The sequence below is a fragment of the Pantoea sp. R13S299 genome (assembly GCF_048515925.1).
In the GTDB taxonomy this organism is placed as follows: domain Bacteria; phylum Pseudomonadota; class Gammaproteobacteria; order Enterobacterales; family Enterobacteriaceae; genus Pantoea.
The window spans coordinates 716,721-735,564 of the sequence record NZ_JBLYEF010000001.1 but is presented as its reverse complement, the minus strand read 5'-3'; the positions used below and the strand labels follow the sequence as shown (position 1 = coordinate 735,564).

Here is an 18,844-nt window from a genome sequence, read left to right as displayed (position 1 = left end):
CGCTGTGCGGCCGGGGTTTCTTCAGTGACTTAATGAGTAAGCTTTTACAAAATCATTATACGTTTCATGAAGATGGTAAAGTTTTGCATCAGGATCATCTTTCAATTCTTCATATCTTTTCATTAGCTTTTTGAATAATCCCTCAGGTGCAGGATAAGGATCTGTCTCATTTTTTGCACAGTAAAAATAGAACAGCGCCTTTTCAAGCTCAGGAATGCTTACTCTTTCAGTTTCATTTAAAAGATAATTAAATGCAAACGACCATTCATCCTCAGATAAAAGTAAATCATTAAGACAGAGCGCTTTAAAAAAAGAACTGTCAACATGCTTTGTCTTCAGTGTCTTTTTACACATATCTTCAGCTAATCCAATATCTATTGAAAAAAGAGCATTGAGGTAATCAACCACCTCACTAACTGGATCTTCAAAAGATTCAATATCGGCACAGCCATTAATTAAATAGCTGTTTATACCTTTTATTAAAGCTTCTTTGTCCTTATTGCTTATCATTTGAATGCTCCTGTTTTAACAGTAGCTAATCGCTTTGATCCATCAGGTAGAAGTTTCCACGTCGCATATATCCTGACATTTCCACCTGGACCAGAGACTACAATAGATGTTTCTCGATTAGATGGTGTAACACCACTCGCAGAATTCAATAAGTTATCCATAATCATGGCATTGTTCTTTGCATTATCTTGTATCCCTGCATTATTCAAAACTCGAGCCATTTCTTGTGATCTTTCAACATTATAAATTTGATCATTGAGCTTGTTAAGTTTCTCTCTCGCACCAAGTGTTTTAGCAAACTCTTTCTGATTGCTAATCTGCAAATCCTTTAATAAGTTATATTCTTTCTTCAATAACTCCAAATCACCAGACGCTTTTCCACGCATATACAGTTCAATTTTATCAACAGGTATTTTTGCATCGCCTTTTACAGCAGTGATGTGATTTTTCCCATTAGCATCTGGAAGTGAGCTAACTTCAAAACTATTAGACAACCGTTGTTTACCAGCCAGAGCTTCTATCTTACTGGCCGCAGCAGAACCTATTACTGGCGTCATCGAAGCGGCAACAATTTTCATCCCATCATAAGTCGAGACGTATTGCTCGGCCTTTGCCTTGTCCAGACCAAACTGCGTCATGGCATAGTTAACCATCGCATCCTTAACCTGCTGCTGATTCTGCGCATCAACACTGGTGATATTCAGCAGGCTGACGATCTGCCCGTAAGCATCCGGATACATATCGCTGACTTTGTTATTGTAGTTTCCGGTTTCATACTCATTTTTGGCCGAATAAGCTTCGAGCCTTGCCGAAGCACATCCGGGACTGGCAGCCCTGCCATTACCACAGGCATCCATCACTTTCTTATCACGACTGATGTCTTTCTCACGAAGGTCGTTTATCTTCTGCTGTGCCTGCTCACGCTCTGCCGGGTCGTTGCTCTTGAGTTTTTGCTTCGCTATCTCAAGTTCTGTCTTTTCGTTAACGTGCAGCCAGTTATTCTCAACCGCATTTTTACCCGCCTGCGCGCCCGCCACCGCACCGCCCGTGCTGTCTCCGGCCACGCCGCCCGCAAGGCCCGCCGCCAGCGTCCCCAATGCGCTGATGGTCTGCCGCTGCTCCTCACTCAGGTCTTCGCGCTTGACCCCCGGATACATCTGCTGCGCGATGTACTCGCCCATCGCCGCGCCAGAAGCACCCGCAAGTGCAGGATTACCCGACGCGTATGACGTCACCGCGCCCACTACCGCGTGCGCAATCAGGTTTGCCTGAACGTTCACCACCTCTTTGCCGTCCGGGCCTTTCGTGGTCGTCAGCTTGTGTATCTGCTCCGCCAGATAAGGTGCGGCCGCCCCGCTCACCGCCTGGGCAATGTTGCCGCCCGCCAGGCCCTGAATCGCCGCCGTCGCCGCGCTGATACCCTGCTGCACCGGGCCGCCGGTTCCCATTCCGCCGGCCAGCATCTCCCGGTTGTACAGCGTCTGATAGACCTGTCCGGTGATGTCGGCCGCGGTCGGCTCCTGACCCGGATTCGCTTTCCGCCACTGCGCCTCGGCGTCCTTCTTCTGGTCCGGCGAGATGTTCTTCATCTTCTCCGTGGCCGCTTTCGTCGCCGCAATCTCGCCCTGCGTCCGCGCGATGTCGCCCGCCTGACTGCCGATTTCCGCCAGCAGCTGCGCCGTCTCCATCCGCCGCTGCTCTTTCTCCTTATCGAAGATTTTATCCAGCCCCGGATTCGCACCCGCCGCGTCGCGGCTCAGGTCCGCCACGTCCTGCGTCTGCTTCGCCTTATCCCGGATAATAAGGGTGCCGTCGCTCACCGCCGCCTTCGTCACCGACGAGGCGCTGCCGCTGCCGTTCAGCCCCGCCAGCAGGCCGTTCGCCATGTTGCCTTCGAACTGGCTGCCGATGCTGCCGCCGGTGCTCATCCCCACGCTCTGGTGCTCGGTTTTATAGTCCGCGTGGTTCTCTATGTTGCTGAAGCCCAGCGTGCCGGTGTCAAGACGGTTCTTATCGGCGGTCGCGGTGGAACTGATGACCGCGCCGTTCAGCTGGGTGTGCTCACCCGCCGTCACGTCAAAGCCGCCCTTCCCGGCAAAGATGCCGGTCTGCTCGGCCACGCTCTGCCAGTTGCTGTGCATCTTGTCCTGGCTGAGGTTGACGCTTGCGGAGCCGGTCATCGAGCCGAAGGTGAAGCTGCCGCCCGCGCTGGCGTTCTGCTGCTTGCTGTCGTAGCGGTCGCTGTCCTGCTCTGAGGTCAACGTCAGGTTGCGGCCGGTATCCACCTTCACGCTGTCCCCGCGCACCTGTGCGCCGGTCAGCGTGGTGTCGCGCCCGGCGTTCAGGCTCAGCCCGCTGCCCGCCGTGAGCGTAGTCTCGGTATGGGTCACCCCGTTGCCGTTCTCGCGGCCTTTGCCCGCGTTGACGCTGGCTGAAACGCTGATGCCGTAGCCGCCCGACCCGGCAGTCAGGCCGATACCCAGGCTGCCGCCCTTGCTGCTGTTAGTGCTGTCGGTGCGCTCGCTGTTCTGCGCTGAAAGCAGGCTGATGTCGTTTTTCGCCGTCAGCCCGAGGTCGCCGCCCGCCTGAAGCTGGCTGCCCTGCACGAGGATGTCGCCCGCGCTGCCCGGCTGTGCGCCGGTGGCGGTGATGGCCAGGTTACCGCCCGCGCCCAGCGTGCTGCCCTGCGCTTCACGGCTTTCGGTGCGGGTCTCGCTTTTCGACGACTGGCTGCCGTAAGAAAGACTGATGCCGATCGAGTTGGTGGAGCCTTCTTCATAACCTTTGTCGCCCGGCTTCAGGCCTGCGGCGGTGTTTCTGGCGTTCGCCGCGTCGGTCTGCGCGCCGTCCATCTGGTACGCCTGCGCAGCCTGGGCCGCCGTCAGCGCCGCCTTGGTGCCCTGCAGCGCCTTCAGCCGGTCATCGCCGCTCTCATCGGCGGTACGGGCGGACTGCACTGCCGTGTTCAGCGCCGCGCCCACCGTGCCGGACAGCGCCAGCGTCAGCCCGCTCTGCTTCTGCTCGGTTTTCGTCAGTGCGGTGTGGCTGTTTTCGGCCGCACTGAGGGTCACGTCGCTGCCGCTCAGGGAGAGATCTTTACCGGCGATCACGTCGCTGCCGTGCACGTTAAGCTGGTTACCGGCACTGAGGGTGACGCTTCCGTCGCTGCTGCCCACCGTGCTGCCGCGGCTGAGTGTGCCGCTGGCGTCGGTGCTGATCTTCTGCATCGCCTGACCCACGGTGAAACCGATGCCGCCGGTGCCCATCAGGCCAGATTTTTTCTCCTCGCGCTGATGCACTTCATCACGTGTTTCTGTGGCGGTCGTGATGCTGAGATCGCGGCCGGCGGTCAGGGCAACATCCTGCGTACCGGCGACGTTGCTGCCGGTCACGGCAATGTCGCGGCCCGCCTGAAGCCGGACGCTGTCGCCGCTCAGCGTGGTACTGAGCGCCTCGCTGCTGTGCAGTTCGTCGTGGGTTTCCAGACTGCTGCCCGACAGCAGCCCTTTGCTTGACTGCCTGCTGTGTTCGGTGAGATCGGTACGGCTGTTGCCCGCGCTGAGCACGATGTCGCGTCCGGCGCTGGCGATCAGTGCCCCGCCCGCCGTGACGTCCGCTGCCATAGCGCGGATATCCTGTCCGGCACTCAGCTGCAGCGCGCCGCCGGCGGTGATGCGTGACCCGGCATCGCTCTGCTGTGACAGGCGACGGTAGTTGCTGCTGTTCCAGCTGTCATTTTCAGTGTGCTGCGTGCTGAGGGTGCCGAGCGTCAGGTCATTGCCCGCCTGAATCTTCGTGGTGCTCTTCTCTCCGGCGTTGCCGATATCGCTGGCGGCCAGGGTGATGTTATTCAGCGCGCTCAGCGTCAGCGCACCGTCGGTGCCCTGCACGTAGATACCGGCCGGACGATCTATCCAGCGGTCAGTGCCGTCGCCGCGCAGCGTTGACTGGCTGGTAATATCCCGTCCGGCCAGCAGCGACACCTGCTTATCACCGCTGATGACGCCGCCGAGGTTAGTAATATCCTGACGGGCGGTGAGATTGATCGTGTTGCCGCTGATGTAGCCGCTGTTGGTCAGCGACTGCGCCGTCAGCTGCGTCACGTCGCGGCCCTTAATGGTCCCGCTATTAGTGATGTCGTTGCGGGCATTCAGCGCCACGCTACCGCCCCCGATCAACGCGCCGTCGCCGGTTAAGTCACCCTCTTTCACCTTCGCATAAACCTGCGGTACCAGCACGGTCTGCTGTGTGCCATCCGGCAGCGTCACGGTCTGATTCACCAGCCAGACGATATCGCTGGTGAGCAGCGCCATCTGCGCCGGGGTCAGCGCCACACCAAGTTCCAGTTCGAAGGCTTTGCCGAAGGCTACCCCATTATTCATCAGTCCGCGATACTGATCTTCATCACTGCCGTACCCGCTGATGTAGCGGTTGCCGGTCAGCTGGATAATCTGATCGCGCACCAGTCGCTGCTCGTAATAACCATCGCCCAGCCGCTTCAGGATCCGGCTGCTGTCGGTGGTCAGGGCGTTCTGCATATAGTCGCTGCTGAGCCACTGCTTCTGATTAACAAAGCGCGGATCGGTCTCGACCAGGTAATGGCTGTCACTGCCAGGTTGCAGCTGGTACAGGCTGTTATCCGGCAGCCGGATATCAGGTGAGACGGCGCGGATCACCGGCGTAATCGTCTGTCCGTCGACGACCGTTGCTGGCAGTGTCAGCGAGAATTGTTGCCCGGCAGGTAACAGGAGTGGCCGGTCTTTGAGGCTGCCGAGCTTGTCCAGCGTCAGCGCACTGTCATAGCGTAATCCGGCTGGCAGTAACGCACTGCCGCTATCCGTGGCACTCAGCGCCACTGCCGCAACCGCCTGCTGGAGAGCAGGTGTGCCGATGCGGTCAGCCTGCGTGGTGACGCCCTGCTGCTGGCGGTTGCCGGTCTGATAGCCATTTCCCTGCGGCGCGGCATTCTCCTGCCAGCTCAGCGTCTGCAGATCGATGGTTTCCGTCACGGGCGCCGGGCGGTAGTTTTTCTTATCTTTGCCCTGCGACGTTTTGGTTCCACCCAGTTTCTTTTTCTTCTTCTTCGCGTACCAGCGAACCGATTTTCCGTCGTCCGTGGTAACGCGCGTTCCTTTTGTCGCCTGATTATTCAGCTCGCCTATCTGACCGCCGAGCACAGCACCCGCGACAATCTGGCTGTCGTGGTTGTTAAGACGGCCGGCGCTAAAGGTCATGTTACCGCCCGACAGAATCTTGCCCGGATCGCTCTCCAGAATCTGGGTTTCTTTCACTATCCGCCGGTAGTCATACTCATAAAACTCGCTGCCGCTGGTGCCATCCGGCATTTTTGCCGTGTGCACGCCATATTTGTTTTTTTTGCTGGTATCCACGTCGGCCCAGTCAAAACGATCGGTGTGGCCTTTTAGCACCGCGTCGTGATGCTGGCTATCTTCGGTCGTAACGACCTGCGTGGTCAGGTGGCGGTTGGTATTGTTGATTTCCGCCATGCTGATCGTGGCATCCTGCCCGGCCTCAATTGTTGCCCCGTCATTGTTGAGCTGCTGCCCCTGTCCGGTGGCCTGATTATTCGCATCCAGCTGGCCGCCAATGTGCAGATCGCCATCACTGTAGATCAGCGCATGGTCGCGGTTGTTCAGCGTGCCAGCCGCAATATCCAGTCGCTGCCGCGCCGCAATCACCGCTGCTTTGCCCGCTTCACTGAGGTTGTTGAGCAGCGTAGCTGCAATGGCAATGTGATCGCCATAGATACGGCCGGTGCCGCTGTTATTCAGGACGCCCGCAACCAGGTGTGTCAGTCCGCCGTCAATCAGACCGCGATTGTTCAGGGTGTCGGCTGCAGTAATTTCGGTCTGCCCGCCGCTGATCTCGCCATTTGCCTGATTACTGATATTTTGCGCGGTAAGGAATAGCGCCTGCTGAGCAGCGAGGGTGCCATCGTTGGTCACGTTTCCGCCCGCCGTCAGGCGCAGCGTGCCGTTAGCTTTGACCTCTGAGAGGTTATGGAAATCACCTGCCAGCGTGATGCCAAGATTCCCCTGCGACAACACCTGTCCGTCGCCACTCAGGGAAGCTGCGTTGATCTGCGCCTCTTTATCAGCAATCAGCGTGCCCTGCTGATTGTTGATGGCGAGCGCCTGCCCCTGGGCTGAGTCCTGAATAGTCAGCGTATCCGCTGACGAGATCAGCCCGCTGACGTTATCCAGTGCCTGTTGCACGGTAAGCGCCAGCCTCTGTTTTGCGCGCAGAGCGCCCTGGCTGTTGTCCAGCGTGCCGGTTTCGATGGTTAAACTGCCCGCTTCAATGCCTTTACCGCTCTGTCGTGTATCGCGGTTGATCAGCGATGGCGTGGTGATCGTCATCTGCTGGCCGCCCTGAATCATCCCGCTACGGTTATCCAGCTGCTGGCTCAGCGACAGGGTGCCGTTGCCGACGCTTTGCACCAGGCCGTCATTGTTGACCAACTGACCCGCCGTCAGCGATAGCGTGCCTGCCGAAAGGAGTTTGCCCGCCTGATTAAGCAGCGCATTTTGTCCCGCATTGAGCGTCAGATCGGTGCCACCCTGAATCTGTCCCTGCTGGTTATCCAGCGCGCCACTTTCAATATTGAGGTTACCGGCACCGGCAATAAGTCCGCGCTGGTTAGTCAGCGTCTGACCTGCCGTGGTGAGGGTGATACCCCCCGCCGACTGCAGTTTACCGTCACTGTTGTTCAGCGCCTGACCGTTGAAAGTCAGCCCGCCATTGCCTGCGACCTGTCCCTGGCTGTTGTTCAGTTCACTGGCGCTGAGTGATGCCTGCTGTCCGGCGGCAATGAAACCCGTCTGGTTATCAATTGCCCCGCTGCGCAGATCCAGACTGTTGAGGGCAACGATACCGCGCTGGTCACCACTGTCGCGATTGATCAGGGCGTGCCCCTGGGTGTCCAGCGTCATGTCGCTGCCAGCCTGTAACAGGCCACCCTGGTTTTGCAGCTCCCCGCTGGTGAGATCGAGCCGCCCTTTGCCACCCGTCAGCGTGCCGGACTGGTTGTTGATATCGCCCGTCACAACCTGCGCGCCGCTATGGCCGGTGATGAAGCCGCGCAGATTATCCAATGCGCCGCTGTAGAGCTTCAGCATGCCCGCACTGAACAGGCCGCCTGCGGCTCCGCTGTCACGGTTGATCAGGCTGTTGCCGTGGGTGTCCAGTTGCAGATCGCCACCCGACTCAATCCTGCCTGCCCGGTTGTTGAGGAGTCCGCTATCCAGTTGCAGGGTGCCTTTAGCACCCAGTTGACCCTGTTGGTGGTCGAAGGTCTGCTGATGAGTATCGATGCGAATATTCTGTCCCAACATCACCCCGCTACGGCCATCAATCTGGCCGCTGGAGATCAGCAGATCGCCGCCTGCAACAATGCCACCGCGTTCGCCGCTGTCGCGGTTATTCAGTTCGCCGCCCTGGGTGTTGACGGACAGCGCCTCACCCGACTGAAGCAGGCCGCGCTGGTTATCCACGCTGCTGCTTTCCAGCGTTAATCCATGATCGGCATTAATAATCCCATCGACGTTGTTCAGTCCACCGCTGGTGAGCCGCATAGTGCCCGCCGAGACCAGCGAGCCCGTGCTGTTATCAAGATCACCACTGCTGATATGCAGATTAGCCCCCGCAATAACGCCGCCTGATGCCGCATTATTCAGCGCCTCTCCGTGTGTATTAAGCTGCATATCACCGCCGGACTGCAGTCGCCCGCCGCTGTTATCCAGCGCGCCACTGCTCAGCAATAGTTCGCCTCTGGCGCTGAGCAAAGCAGACCTGAAATCAGCGGACTGACCCTGCGTATCGATCACCAGGTTTTGTCCCTGAATGACGCCGTGATCACCGGCTAACTTTCCGGTTGAGAGTTGCAGATTGCCGCGCGCCACAATGCCCCCGCGATCGCCGCTGGCGCTGTTGTTCAGCTGCGCGCCGTGAGTATCCAGTGAGAGCGCCTGACCCGCTTGTAATAAGCCTCGCTGATTGTCGAGCGCGCCGGTCTTCAGCGTCAGCGCCCCATCAGACATCAGTGTGCCGTCAATGTTGGTCAGCAGGCCGCTGCTGATGTTGGCCGCCGAGGCAGCGGCGATGACGCCGTTCTGGTTATCCAGGTCGCCACTGTTAAGGGCAAGTGCGCCACCGCTGATTATCCCTGCTTTACCGCTGTCACGGTTAATCAGCGCCTGTCCGTGGGTATCAAGTGTCAGATCGCCGCCTGACTGGATCAGACCGCTGTGATTGTCCGTTGTCCCGCTGGAAATGCTGAGATCGGTACGGGCGACCAGGTTACCGCCAGTATTGTTCAGTTCACCCTGCTGCGTGTCGATGGTCACGCCGTGGCCGAGCAGGGTTCCACGCTGATTATCCAGCGCCTGACTGCGCAAAGTAACCTGCTGACCCGCTTCGATGCGACCCTGGGTGTTATCAATAGCCTCGCGGGTCATCAGCGTAGCGTCACCGCCAGTTGAAGCAATCAGGCCCTGCTGATTATTCAGGCTTGCGCTGGTGAGTTGCAGATTGTGACTGGCCTGCAGCGCACCCTGCGCGTTCGTCAGGGTCTCCTGAACATCCAGTTGCAGATCGCCGCTGCCAGCAGCCAGCAGCGTGCCACCACTGTTATCCAGGCTGCCTGATGCAAAATGCAGATTACCGCCGCTCTCAATCCGTCCACCGCGGTTGTCTGTGTCACCCGAAACCGCGATCGCCATCTCGCCAGCGCCACGCTGCGACAGCAGACCCTGACGGTGATCCAGCGTGCCCGCCGTCAGCGTCAGCGACTCTGCCTGGGTGTGTGCCTGTGAGAGATCGAGCCTGTCGCCGCTGAGCGTTAACGCACCCGCTGACAGCAGATTGCCCTGATTGCCCTCCAGCCGGGTCGCATTAAGGTTCAGCGCGCCATTATTACCCGCCAGCTGCACGGTGCCGCCCTGATTATCCAGCCATGGCGTATCCAGCTGCAGTAAGTCACCGTTACCTGCGATGAGCCCGCTGCGGTTTTCAATATGCTCTGCCTGCAGCCGGGTATCGCCTTCATTGCTCAGCGTGCCCTGATTGTTGAGCAACGACCCCGTGGAGATCGTCAGGGCTTCGCGGTTTTGCTGGCGCAGCAGGCCGCGATTGTTACTGACGTTTTGTGCCGCGACAGCGAGGCTGCCCGCCGCCAGTTTGCCGTCATCATTGTTAAGCGCCGTCGCAGCCTGAATCCCGAGTGTACGGCCCGCCACCGTGGCGCCCTGGGTGCTGATATCCGCCTGCGTAGAGGTCAGCGCGATGGCATCGGCTGAGGTCTGGCTCCCGGCAAGATCGACCCGGCTGCCCCGCGCCTGAATCTGGTCGTGCGCCAGGTTTTTACCCCGCGCCTTAAGCTCGCCCTGGCTGGTCAGCAGCAAATTACCGGGCTGGCTCAGCGTCTCATTGCCGCCAACGCCTGCAGCCAGCGTACTTTCAGCGGTGCTCTCAATGGTGCTGGCGGAGAGTGTCGCGTTACGGCCTGCGCTCACCAGCCCGCTGTTGCGCAGCGTGCCGCTGGAGGCCAGCGAGACATCCTGCTGTGACACGATGTTGCCGCGGTTCTCCTGGTCGCCAGTGCTGGCGATCTGCAGCGCAGCCTGACTTTGCAGCGTGCCGCTGTTCTCCAGTCTGCCATCCACGGTCAGGTGCAGTTCACCGGCGCTGGCACCCAGTTCACCGGCATTACGCACGCCAACGCCCTTTTCAGTGCCGGTCAGGGTGATTTTATGGGCATACATGCCGCCAATTGCCGCGACGTCGAGCGCAAATTCAGGTCGTGTCGTTCCATTATCCGCTTTCACCGTAGTGACGGTACCTTCGGTCGCAACCTGGTTCCTGCCTGTGACCACATTGAGTTCGCGGGCATGAACTTTTGCGTTAACCGCTACCGACTGCGCAATGATCTGGGTGTAGTCAGCATCGCTGTCATTCAGGCCCTGACCTTCGATATTGATTCGGCCGCCATTAACATCGAAGCCTTTGAGCTGGCCATTTTCAATCAGCGCCTGTCCGGTAGTCAGCGTATTGCGGCTGGCGTTGATAAATCCGCAGCCGTTACAGGTAATGCCTGACGGGTTTGCAATAACTACCGCAGCCCGCTTACCGGCTACTTCGATAAACCCGTTAAGCTGGCTGGGATTACGGCTGTTGACTTCGTTGAGGATAACCGTGGCTTCCTGCTTTGACAGCCAGGGGTTAGCTGCCACCATGCCACCCAGTTGAGTAGCCGTGTTCTGATGGCTGTTGTTCAGGATTGCGCCGCGCGCGTCAACGTCGAGCTGGCTGTACTGATTGCGGGAAACACCCTGGCTATTGGGCGTCTGAATGTTGATTTGCGGCAGACCATTTGCGGTGGCCATGACGGTAGGCTGCTGGCTGCCCGGCGCGCTGCTGTCTGCCACAATGTTGGCCTGCACCGGCAGACTGACCACGCCCGCTGCCAGCCAGAGTGCAAAGCTGAGCGGTGAGATCCGCACCCTCGCCTCTGCATATGAGGTGCGCTTCGGGCTTCGGGCAACACGTGAATAGCCGCTACGGGTGATGTCAGACACCACCATTAGCATGCCGCGAACCCGGTTGAAGATAAGGCGATAGCAGAGTTTATTCATAATGCGCACAGTCCATTGTCAGCAATATCGATAAAAGGTTTAGTAGTTCCAGTTCACGCTGAAACCATAGGTGACAGGATCGGTTTTGAAGCCGTCCGGTTTCGACAGAGGAATCCCGGCAAAAAAGTCGTAGCTCAGGCTGGCGGGCGTGATCGCGCCGCGCAATCCGATGACGCCGCCCGCCAGATGTCGTCCCAGAGGTCCACCCTGGGAGGCGCTGTTGCCGCCCACCTCGCCATAGTCGGCACCCAGGTAAAGCTCCTGAGCGGGCAGCGGCGTCTGCCAGGCCAGCGTGTTCTGAACGGTCCAGCCGCGACTGGCACTGAGGGTGCGTTCACCATCAAAACCACGCACGGTCCAGCGGTTGCCAATCGCGAACTCATCCTGCGGTGTCAGCGGGGTGTTGCTCATCTGGCGACGATATTGGATGTTGTAACTTAAACGCTGATTACCCAGCGTGAACGGCGTGGTAAGTCCCGCCTGCCAGGTCAGTATTTTAGAAAGCGCGGTGGCATAGGTAGAGTCCTGATATGACTCCTCCCAGGCGGGCAGCGCACCGAACCAGCGTGTACCACGCTGATAACTGACACCGGCGTCCAGCGTCGCCGGACCGATGTAGTGCCGGTGCGACAGGCCGAGTCGCCATGCGCTGGTCCGGCGCTGCTGGCTGCTGATTTCGGTGTCGTTGATGAAGTTGCGCGACTCTTTAACCAGTACATCGGCGCTGACGGTGGTTTTGGCAGCGGCATTGCGGTAGATCACCCGGCTGGCCTGCACATCCAGCGAGCGACTCTTTCCGGCGTAGAGAAAATCGCGGCTGTAACCGGCGACTGTCTGATGGTAGTCGTAGTCGCTGGCGGTAAGGCCAAACAGCCAGTAGCCGACAGGCACCGAGTAATGTCCCGACAGGCTTTTGCTGCTTTTTCTGCCAGCAAATCCCAGGTCGCGACTGGCGGTCAGGTAGAAGAGATCGCTGAGGGAGGTCGGGTTATCCAGCGCCAGCATAATCCCGCTCTGATAGCGCCCGGTACTTTCGGTGCCGGAATCATCCAGCCATGCGCCAAGTCGCCAGAAACGGCGCTGCGTGCGTTCAATCACGATGTCACTTTCACCTGGGTTGAGGCCAGGACGGAGCGCCATATGCGCCTCTACTGTCGGCAGACGCTGCAGGTTTTCCAGCCCCTGTTCAATATCCCGTAAATCCAGCAGATTGCCTGCATGGGCGGGTAATGTCGGCCACAGGCTGACATAGCGGGATGATGAGGGTGACAGTTCCACACTGCGGATTTTGCCAGGCACGATCAGAAGTTGCAGCACGCCCTGGCGCAGATCCTGCTGCGGAGCCAGCACGCGCGTAGTGACCCAGCCATGATTGATCAGCCGGTTTTGCAGCGTGCTCATTAACTGGCTGATGCCTTTTACGCCGAGACAATGACCATTGGCCTGACTGGCCAGACGCTGCAGAGGCACCCAGTGCGGCAGCGCCTCCTGCCCGGACAGAGTGACCTGCTGAATAACAAAACAGGGTGTTTCCTGCGGGAACTTCAGGTGGGAAGGTGCCGGAACCGTTTCTGAGAGACGCACATCAGGCACCTGTGGCATCAGCCGCTGCTGACGCGCTTTTTGTTGCTCCTGCTGATGTTGTAATTGCTCATCACCCGGTGCCGCCTGCACAGTGCAAACTGGCAGGGTATTAATCAGCAGAGCGCACAGCAAAGGTGCCAGCGTTGTTAAAACTCCATTTTTTTGGGGCTGCATAACCGATCCATGTGGTTAAGATGTAACAAAATGTATATGAGTGCTTTCCAGCGCACATTATGGCGCTGGAATCAAAAACCACAAGTAAAATTACAGAAAAACTTACACTAAGCTTACAAAAGTTAGTGGGACAGGCCATTTAAAAAAGTACCAGTAATTACCCGTATCTCAGGGGTTATTGAGTCTGACGAATCGCCGGGATTAGCTAAAGGCGCAGAGACGGATATTTTTAGCCAATGAATAACAAGGGATTAGCCATTCGTTCAGCGCGTCAGAGACCAGCTTTGTAGCCGGGCTAACGACAGAGCTGAAGTAGCCGAACTCGTTACCTGAAAATTTTTCTGGCTATAGCAAATATTCTATCGGTTATTCTCTTGTTATTAATGGTACGCATTTCAGGCATCGCCAACATACTACCCTGCCATGCTCATAAAATTTTACTTTAGTCAAAATTATGAATGCATTTTGCTTTAGTCGATATCGCACTCTCCTGCGCCAGCGTCTGTTTCAGGGGCTTCTCCAGGACATAAAAAAAGCCCCCTCATAAAGGAGGAGGCTTAACATTAATTAGCCAGCGTTATTGCTGTTGCTTAGTGCAGCTTCAGCCGGGGACGAATAACCCGGTTAATACTGCCGACCAGCATCATCAGCCCGGTTTTGAAGTAGCCGTGCAGCGCAATCTGGTGCATACGGTAAAGCGAGATATAGACAAAGCGCGCGATGCGCCCTTCCACCATCATTGAGCCGCGCATCAGGTTGCCCATCAGGCTGCCGACCGTACTGAAGCGGGAGAGCGATACCAGCGAGCCATGATCTTTATAGACATAGGCTTTCAGCGGCTTACCGTGACGCTGCGCCAGAATGTTGTCCATGGCGCGTGAGGCCATCTGATGCGCTGACTGGGCGCGCGGTGGTACAAAACCGCCGCCCGGCAAGGCGCAGGAGGCGCAGTCGCCAATCGCGTAGATGTCATCGTCCAGCGTGGTTTGCAGCGTCTCTTTGACCACCAGCTGATTGATGCGGTTGGTTTCCAGTCCGCCAATCTCTTTCAGGAAGTCAGGCGCTTTGATTCCTGCCGCCCAGACCATCAGATCGGCTTCGATAAACTCACCGCCTTTGGTATTCAGGCCATTACGCTCGGCGCTGGTGACCATGGTCTGCGTCAGCACGCGCACGCCCAGCTTGGTCAGCTCCTGATGTGCCGCAGCAGAGATGCGTGGTGGCAGTGCAGGCAGGATACGTTCACCCGCTTCCACCAGTGTCACATTCAGCGCTTCGCGTCCCAGGCCTTTGAAGCCGTAGCTGTGCAGCTGTTTCACCGCGTTATGCAATTCAGCTGACAGCTCAACGCCTGTTGCCCCGCCGCCCACGATGGCGATGTTAACTTTCTCGACCCGGCCTTCGCTGGCGGAGAATTTCAGGAACAGGTTGAGCATTTCGTTATGGAAACGACGCGCCTGATGCGGATTATCCAGGAAGATACAGTGATCTTTAATCCCCGGCGTACCGAAATCGTTTGAGGTGCTGCCCAGCGCCATGACCAGCTGGTCGTAGGCCACTTCACGTTGTGGCACCAGTACTTCGCCCTGCGTATTCAGCACTTCGGCCAGGCGAATCACTTTGCGGCTGCGATCGATATCGGTCAGCGAGCCAAGCTGGAACTCAAAACCGTGGTTGCGGGCATGAGCCAGATAGCTCAGCGCATCAATGCCTTCATCCATTGAGCCGGTGGCCACTTCGTGCAGCAGCGGCTTCCACAAATGACTGTGGTTGCGATCAACCAGGATAATCTCGGCTTTCTTTTTACGACCGAGTTTATGGCCCAGCTGCGTCGCCATTTCCAGGCCGCCCGCTCCCCCTCCGACAATAACAATTCTCTTAACAGACGTAGTCAACAAAGACCCCCTCAAATTGTGAACCAAAAGTTAACCAAAGGTTAAATTAAACCTTAAGAAACATAGGGTTGGCGAAGTTAAAATCGCAATCTGCGGGCAGAATAGCATGGCGGGAAGAGGAGAACATAAGAATATTGATATACATCAAAGCGCGGAAATAAAACTCAGATAATTACGTAACGAAAACAGGCACCCTGCGGTGCCTGACGGTTTTAACTTAATGTTTTAAAAGCTTTTATCCGCTGAAGATGTGGGGATATGTTTTTGAATTTGTGCCCTTCCGTCACATCCCAGACGATTTCATAAAATGGATGCAGCTGATCGGCGATGCGCTGGCTGTCCAGCGCTTCGTCATGACGGGAAAGGAAGGTCAGACAGCGGTCGCGATTACGCTCGCGAAAATCGCTGACGCATTTGGTGGCGATATCCTGATACTCCTCCGGCCGGTCGATCTTCCCTTCCATATTCTCCTGCGGAAAAAGGTTAGGATTGAAGATCGCCTGGCGGATGCCGCACAAAAAACCGATGCGCTCTGACCAGAAGCCGCCCAGCCCGACGCCGCAAATCAGCGGGCGGTCGTCGTCGGACAGTGTCAGCATCTTATCGGTCTCTTTCAACAGAAACTGCATGTCATGTTTCGGATGGCGGGTGCTGTAACTGAGCAGCCTGACGTCAGGATCGATAAACTGTAGTTGCAGCACCTTTTCGTGATTGCCCGGACTGTTGGAATCAAAACCGTGCAGATAGATGATCATGATAATCCTCAGTGAGATAGCGCCGGGCAGTTACTGCTTACCACGTCGCCTTGTGAGCCAGCCAGCGTTCCTGAAGCGCACTCAGTTGCTGGGCATTGTTTTTCCAGCGATGCGTAGCCTGCAGCTCATCGCGGGTAAACCTGCCCTGATGATACAGCTGCGTGACCCGCTCTGACCCGACCGGGATCAGGTTATCCAGCACACTGATAGCACCCTGGCGCTGATTGCAGACCAGAATCATGTCGCATCCGGCAGAAAGGGACTGCTGCGCCCGCTCAGGATAGCTTCCCATCACGGCGGCACCTTCCATCGAGAGATCGTCGGAGAAAATCACGCCGCCAAAGCCCAGCTGCTCGCGCAACACGGTCTTCAGCCAGTATGGCGAGCCGCTGGCAGGCAGCGGATCAACGTCGGTGTAGATGACGTGTGCAGGCATAATCGCATCCAGCGCCTGTTCGGTAATCAGCTTGCTGAAGATCGCCATGTCATGTTCACGCAGCGTTTTTTCGTCGCGCGGATCGCGTGGCGTCTCTTTATGCGAATCAGCGCTGACTGCGCCATGCCCCGGGAAATGTTTGCCGGTGGTCTTCATGCCCGCCTCGTGCATCCCCGCAATAAAGCGGCGGGCAACGGCAAGGGCGATGGCCGGATCGGCATGAAAAGAGCGGTCGCCAATTGCAGCGCTGATATGACCAATGTCGAGTACCGGCGCGAAGCTGATATCAATATCCATCGCGATCATCTCGGCCGCCATCTGCCAGCCTGCCTGCTGCGCCATCTCACCTGCGGTTTCTGCATCGTGAAGCGCGGCAAAGGATTGCATGGCGGGCAGTTGCGTAAAGCCGTCACGGAAACGCTGCACGCGACCGCCTTCCTGATCCACCGCAACGACCAGGCGAGAGTGAGAGGCGGCGCGTATCTGCCGCACCAGCTCTGCCAGCTGCGCCGGGTCGTGATAATTTCGGGCAAATAAAATTAAGCCGCCTACCAGCGGGTGCTTCAGGATGTCGCGCTCTTCGCCATCCAGTTCATAGCCCTCAACGTCGAGCATCAGAGGGCCGGGTAAATGTGATCTCATAACCTGAATCCTGTAGCGTTACGCAGCTGCATAACGCGATTAAATCCGTTCCCAGCTCTGTCGGGCCAGCTGGTGTAATGTTTCGTCTTCACTCTGACCGGCGCGGAGCTGATACCAGCTGGCCATCAGCAAATGCAGCCAGGGCTGCCAGCGTCTGACCTGCTGCACCAGCGCGGGAAGCGGCAGCTGCATCGCCGCAGCATAGTCAGCCAGCCAGTCGGCCTGGTGCTGCGCATCGCTGGCACAGATGGCCGCCAGCTCCAGCGCTACGTCGCCATCGGCGGCATATTCCCAGTCGATCAGACAAAGACCTTCGGGACCTTGTATAACATTCCCGGCATGCAGATCCATGTGCAGCGGTGCCAGCCTCATCGGCCTGGGTTCACCCTGCTGCGTCAGACGCCTGAGCGCCCGCAGCCAGTGGTAATGCCGCTGTGGCGTCAGCTGCCAGTAGCGCCATAACAGCGGCAACAATGCCAGACGATAGCCGGTCAGCGGCTGCTGATGCAGCTGTCGCAGCAGGGCCACGATCTGCGGACGCTGCTGGCTGAAGCGTTGTTCATCCAGTGTCTCGCCTGCGCACCAGGTCAGGATGATCCCCTGACGATGGCCCGCCACGGGCTGCGGAGCCAGTCCGCTGGTCCGCAACTTTCGCAACAGACGGAATTCGCGCTGCCGATCCACAAAAGGAATGGCCGGGTGCGGAGTCGCCCGCGCGATAAAGGTGCCGCGCGGGCTGACAATCTTCTGGCTGTGTCCGGTCAGACCGGCCAGCGGCAGTATGGATGCCCGTTCTGATTCGCCGGTGACCTGCTGAATTAACCGCTGGAAAGCCGGATTAATTCTGTGCAACGCCGTTGCCGGACCAGATGATCTCGCCGGTCTGAACCAGCATCAGCTGCATCTGCAGGGTTGGCGATTTAACATCGCCGCGCGCGTTGCTGTAGAGCACATACTGGGCGTTAACGTTGCGCGCCAGACCGATCGCTTTACTGCGCGAGTTCAGGCTGTCATCCGGCGATAATCCCAGCGTCTGCTTTGCCTGCGCCAGTTGGTCGGCAGAGACCAGGGTAAATTTGCCGTTGTTATTCAGCGCATTCTGGATAGCGGCCGTAGCTTTGTCGCTTTGCAGCGAGCCGTTGGTGCTGTTTTTGATCCGATCCACCAGCAACACGCTGCCCGGCTCGGCGCTGGCGGCCTGTAACATCTGCGCCACCAGCGGCTGAACGCTCGCATCCCAGTTGATAGTGACCAGTTTCGGTGGCTGCGGCACAGGCTGCGGTTGTGGTACCGGTTCAGGTTGCGGAACGGGCTGCGTTGGCTCAGCAGGCTGAGTCGGTTCAACCGGTGCAGGCTGCTGCTGCTGTTTTACGACACAGCCGGTCAGAATGAGCGCCATCAGAAGCGTTCCGGTAAGATTAATACTGCGTATCACGATGAAAATCCTTAAAGATAGAGATAAAGACGAACCTTGCTGGCAGTCAGGTTACCCATTTGCGAGGCGGCGACAATGCTGCCCTGCGGCGGAACGGTGACGGTCTGCGCCGGTTCCTGCGGGGAGATTTCCAGCCCTTTGTCGTCGTACCAGTAGTAACGATAGTGCACAACAACCGGTGTTTCGCGCTGATTATAGAGCACGCTGGTAGCACGTTTCAGCCCATCGTTCTCATCCAGCGTCGGCTCATCGGTAATGATCCCTGCTGACAACACAGAGGACTCCATCACCAGTGACTGTGAGGTATTGATCATTGGTTTATCACTGCTACAGGCCGTCAGGCAGAGCAGGATCGGCAGGCCAGTCAGCCAGGATCGCATAGCACGTTTCCGTTATCAGTTAGAGAGCATCGGACCCAGCGGTTCACCGCCCAGCAGATGCATATGAATGTGATAAACCTCCTGACCACCATGTTGATTGCAGTTCACAATCAGACGATAACCATTTTGATCGATACCTTCCTGGCGGGCGATCTTCGCCGCCGTGGTAAACATGCGTCCCAGCGCATGCTCATGCGCGGCTTCCGCCTCGTTCACCGTTGGGATCAGGACATTCGGCACAATTAAAATATGGGTCGGCGCTTTGGGCGAAATGTCGCGGAAGGCCGTGACCAGCTCGTCCTGATAAACCACATCAGCGGGGATTTCGCGGCGGATAATTTTACTAAAAATGGTTTCTTCAGCCATGGTGCAATTCCTTTA

The 18,844-nt window shown here is 57.5% G+C and carries 10 protein-coding genes; all 10 read right to left on the bottom strand.

The window, feature by feature from the left end; all coding sequences use genetic code 11:
• Positions 1–21 precede the first annotated feature (21 nt).
• Positions 22–510: a hypothetical protein gene (locus ACN1CO_RS03635; protein ID WP_419137744.1), complete on the bottom strand. Its 489-nt coding sequence runs from the start codon at positions 508–510 to the stop codon at positions 22–24.
• Positions 507–11,162 (bottom strand): hemagglutinin repeat-containing protein, encoded by a 10,656-nt coding sequence (locus ACN1CO_RS03630; RefSeq protein WP_419137742.1) that lies wholly within the window; start codon positions 11,160–11,162, stop codon positions 507–509. The genes ACN1CO_RS03635 and ACN1CO_RS03630 overlap by 4 nt, the downstream gene beginning before the upstream one ends.
• A 39-nt stretch (positions 11,163–11,201) precedes the next feature.
• Positions 11,202–12,920, bottom strand: coding sequence for a ShlB/FhaC/HecB family hemolysin secretion/activation protein (locus ACN1CO_RS03625; RefSeq protein ID WP_419137740.1), 1,719 nt, complete (start codon positions 12,918–12,920; stop codon positions 11,202–11,204).
• A 590-nt stretch (positions 12,921–13,510) separates the two neighbouring features.
• Positions 13,511–14,815, bottom strand: a complete 1,305-nt coding sequence (locus ACN1CO_RS03620; protein WP_419137738.1) for an NAD(P)/FAD-dependent oxidoreductase — start codon at positions 14,813–14,815, stop codon at positions 13,511–13,513.
• Positions 14,816–15,027: 212 nt separating this feature from the next.
• Positions 15,028–15,570, bottom strand: a complete 543-nt coding sequence (gene ycfP, locus ACN1CO_RS03615; protein WP_419137736.1) for an alpha/beta hydrolase YcfP — start codon at positions 15,568–15,570, stop codon at positions 15,028–15,030.
• A gap of 37 nt (positions 15,571–15,607) precedes the next feature.
• Complete coding sequence (gene nagZ / locus ACN1CO_RS03610; protein WP_419137734.1) at positions 15,608–16,648, bottom strand: beta-N-acetylhexosaminidase; 1,041 nt, start codon at positions 16,646–16,648, stop codon at positions 15,608–15,610.
• A gap of 39 nt (positions 16,649–16,687) precedes the next feature.
• Positions 16,688–17,500: a thiamine kinase gene (gene thiK / locus ACN1CO_RS03605; RefSeq protein ID WP_419137732.1), complete on the bottom strand. Its 813-nt coding sequence runs from the start codon at positions 17,498–17,500 to the stop codon at positions 16,688–16,690.
• Positions 17,487–18,083 carry a penicillin-binding protein activator LpoB gene (gene lpoB, locus ACN1CO_RS03600; protein WP_419137730.1) on the bottom strand — a complete coding sequence of 199 codons (597 nt, stop codon included), beginning with the start codon at positions 18,081–18,083 and terminating at the stop codon, positions 17,487–17,489. The genes thiK and lpoB overlap by 14 nt, the downstream gene beginning before the upstream one ends.
• Before the next feature lie 11 nt (positions 18,084–18,094).
• Positions 18,095–18,463 (bottom strand): YcfL family protein, encoded by a 369-nt coding sequence (locus tag ACN1CO_RS03595; RefSeq protein WP_090962192.1) that lies wholly within the window; start codon positions 18,461–18,463, stop codon positions 18,095–18,097.
• Positions 18,464–18,478: 15 nt separating this feature from the next.
• Positions 18,479–18,829 carry a purine nucleoside phosphoramidase gene (gene hinT, locus ACN1CO_RS03590; RefSeq protein ID WP_009090851.1) on the bottom strand — a complete coding sequence of 117 codons (351 nt, stop codon included), beginning with the start codon at positions 18,827–18,829 and terminating at the stop codon, positions 18,479–18,481.
• Positions 18,830–18,844 lie beyond the last annotated feature (15 nt).

Coding starts and splice junctions, on each gene's coding strand:
- ACN1CO_RS03635 (WP_419137744.1), bottom strand. CDS start 510: ATGATAAGCAATAAGGACAAAGAAGCTTTAATAAAAGGTATAAACAGC.
- ACN1CO_RS03630 (WP_419137742.1), bottom strand. CDS start 11,162: ATGAATAAACTCTGCTATCGCCTTATCTTCAACCGGGTTCGCGGCATG.
- ACN1CO_RS03625 (WP_419137740.1), bottom strand. CDS start 12,920: ATGCAGCCCCAAAAAAATGGAGTTTTAACAACGCTGGCACCTTTGCTG.
- ycfP (WP_419137736.1), bottom strand. CDS start 15,570: ATGATCATCTATCTGCACGGTTTTGATTCCAACAGTCCGGGCAATCAC.
- nagZ (WP_419137734.1), bottom strand. CDS start 16,648: ATGAGATCACATTTACCCGGCCCTCTGATGCTCGACGTTGAGGGCTAT.
- ACN1CO_RS03595 (WP_090962192.1), bottom strand. CDS start 18,463: ATGCGATCCTGGCTGACTGGCCTGCCGATCCTGCTCTGCCTGACGGCC.
- hinT (WP_009090851.1), bottom strand. CDS start 18,829: ATGGCTGAAGAAACCATTTTTAGTAAAATTATCCGCCGCGAAATCCCC.